We start from the raw sequence: 2,230 nt of genomic DNA on the forward strand, positions 1-2,230 counted from the left end.
ACCGGACGGCTTTCGGATCACGCCCTATGATCCGGAGTTCGAGGACCAGATGGACGTCGCCCGGAAGGTCATGAAGAAACGGCGCAACGTGTTGCGACAGCTCGGCAAGTGACGCGATGGGTCGAACCGGCCGTCGTGCTCGCGATCCACGAACAGCAACTCAGCGAGCATGGCGGACCTTCGGGCCTTCGCGATTCCGGGCTCCTTGATTCCGCACTGGCGCGGCCACCCAATCTTGCAGCCTATGGCGCGCCGGATATCTTTGACCTGGCGGCGGCCTATGCCTTCGGCCTCGCGCGGGACCATCCGTTCGTCGACGGGAACAAGCGCGTCTCGTTTGTCGTCACGGAAGTGTTTCTCGCCCTGAACGGCTACGAGTTGATGGCGAGCGACAAGGATTGCTTCGCGCAGTGGATGGCACTCGCCGACGGCTCACTGAAGGAAGCTGATCTCGCTGAATGGTTGCGGGCCAACGGGCGGAGCACGGGGTGATTCCGGTCCTCAAGAACTGAGTCCCCGCTTCGCGCGGGGATGAGCGGCAGGGGTCGTGCCACCCTCCTTCGTCATGGCCGGGCTTGTCCCGGCCATCCACGTCTTGGCCTATCCACGGACGAGGCGTTCCCGGTCCGGCCTTCGGCTGTCCTTGCCTCTTCGCCGGCGATGACGGTGGTTGGGACGGGCTCGCGAAAGGGGCGGCGGGTCTGTTTTCGGAGGCGCAGGGCGTTGGTGGTGGGCGGGCCGGCGCCACCATGCCGAATGGTATCGTTTACTGGGTCCCCTTCCCTCGGGCTTCGCCCTCGCCGGGGATGACAGGGGGGAGCGGGTGGCGCCGTCGGCACCCGCCGGGGATGACGGGGGGACGTGGGTGATGCCGTCGGCGCTCGCCGGCCGGCGGTCAGCGGGCGCGGCGGTCAGCGAGCGCAGCGGTCAGCGGGCGTGGCGGTCGGCGAGGCAAGGCGTGTGACGCGAGAGCGAAGCGCGTCGCACCAACGCCCCTTGCCCCCGGCCTCCCGATGATGCACATCGGTTCATGCCTTCCGATCATGACACCATCCTCGCCCTGATCGCCGAGACGGGCGGGGCGGGGCTTGCCGAGCAGGTCCGCTTCATCATCGAGGTCGACCGGCTGAAGGGGATCGTCCGCCAGTCGCCGGTGATCGGGGCGGACCGCAACGAGACCGACGCCGAGCATACCTGGCACATCGCGATGATGGCGGTGGTGCTGTCCGGCTTCGCGAGCGAGACGGTCGACGTGATGCGGGCGGTGCGGATGCTGCTCGTCCACGACCTCGTCGAGATCGATGCCGGCGACACCTTCCTCTACTCGTCTCCCGAGGTGCATGCCGCCCAGGAGATCGCCGAGCGGGCGGCGGCCGACCGCATCTTCGGCCTGCTGCCCGGCGGGCAGGGGGCGGAGCTCCGCGCGCTGTGGGACGAGTTCGAGGCGCACGAGACGCCCGACGCGCATTTCGCCCGGACGATGGACCGGCTGCAGCCCTTCCTGCTCAACGTCTTCTCGGACGGTATCGGCTGGCGGAAGCACGGGGTGCGCGCCTCGCAGGTGCGCACACGGATGCGGGTCGTCGCCGACGGCTCGGCCGAGCTCCATACGCTGGTCGAGCGGCTGATCGACCTGTCGGTGGCGCGGGGATACCTGGCGGACGGGTGACGGCGGGCATTCCGCGACAGGACCGTGGCGATCCTCGCCCGCCGGCGGGATGAACCCCCGGTGAATGACCGGTTCGGGACGCGTTCAACCGCCCCGGACCAGTGTGCCCCCCGCAGCAGAGAGAGGCGCACCACCATGACGACGACGAAGACCAAGGCAATCGAGACCCAGCCGAAGCCGGACCTCGTCCGTCGCTACCGGCAGATCGGCATCGCGGCGGTTCTCGCCGCGGCGATGATGTCCGGCCAGTCGCAGGGCGCCTGAGCCGGCAACGGCGCGACGGCCCCCGCGCGCCGATGGACGCGCCGGCGGCATCCGCACCACGGCTGGTCGATCTCGCAGGTATGGACGACCGGCGCTGCCGGCGGATAGGCGGCGCTACTCGGCGGCGTCGGCCGGGGCCGCGCCTCGCCCGAAGCGGCGGTCGATATAATCCTCGACCATCTTCCGGAACTCGTCGGCGATATGGGGGCCGCGCAGCGTCGCCGCCTTCCTGCCGTCGACGAAGACCGGCGCCGCCGGCTGCTCGCCGGTGCCGGGCAGCGAGATGCCGATATCGGC

3 protein-coding genes and 1 pseudogene are annotated in these 2,230 nt (G+C 69.6%); 3 read left to right on the forward strand and 1 reads right to left on the reverse strand.

Features of this window, described 5'->3' with window-relative positions:
- Window positions 1-108: 108 nt before the first annotated feature.
- The 3 genes from KDJ86_RS07510 to KDJ86_RS07520 all read left to right on the forward strand — a co-directional run bounded on the left by KDJ86_RS07510 (window position 109) and on the right by KDJ86_RS07520 (window position 1,933).
- Window positions 109-492 (forward strand): type II toxin-antitoxin system death-on-curing family toxin, encoded by a 384-nt coding sequence (locus KDJ86_RS07510; protein WP_291744499.1) that lies wholly within the window; start codon window positions 109-111, stop codon window positions 490-492.
- A gap of 538 nt (window positions 493-1,030) precedes the next feature.
- Window positions 1,031-1,669, forward strand: coding sequence for an HD domain-containing protein (locus tag KDJ86_RS07515; protein WP_291744500.1), 639 nt, complete (start codon window positions 1,031-1,033; stop codon window positions 1,667-1,669).
- Between the two features lie 135 nt (window positions 1,670-1,804).
- Window positions 1,805-1,933: a hypothetical protein gene (locus KDJ86_RS07520; RefSeq protein ID WP_291744501.1), complete on the forward strand. Its 129-nt coding sequence runs from the start codon at window positions 1,805-1,807 to the stop codon at window positions 1,931-1,933.
- A 114-nt stretch (window positions 1,934-2,047) separates the two neighbouring features.
- Here the strand turns inward: KDJ86_RS07520 and ispG are convergent.
- Window positions 2,048-2,230: pseudogene (gene ispG, locus KDJ86_RS07525) on the reverse strand (flavodoxin-dependent (E)-4-hydroxy-3-methylbut-2-enyl-diphosphate synthase); the annotation flags it as partial.

Source organism: Bauldia sp. (assembly GCF_020442045.1).
Taxonomy (GTDB): Bacteria; Pseudomonadota; Alphaproteobacteria; order Rhizobiales; family Kaistiaceae; genus Bauldia.

Bases quoted from the DNA above. Each gene is read 5' to 3' on its own strand.
- KDJ86_RS07515 (WP_291744500.1), top strand. From the start codon at position 1,031: ATGCCTTCCGATCATGACACCATCCTCGCCCTGATCGCCGAGACGGGC.
- KDJ86_RS07520 (WP_291744501.1), top strand. From the start codon at position 1,805: ATGACGACGACGAAGACCAAGGCAATCGAGACCCAGCCGAAGCCGGAC.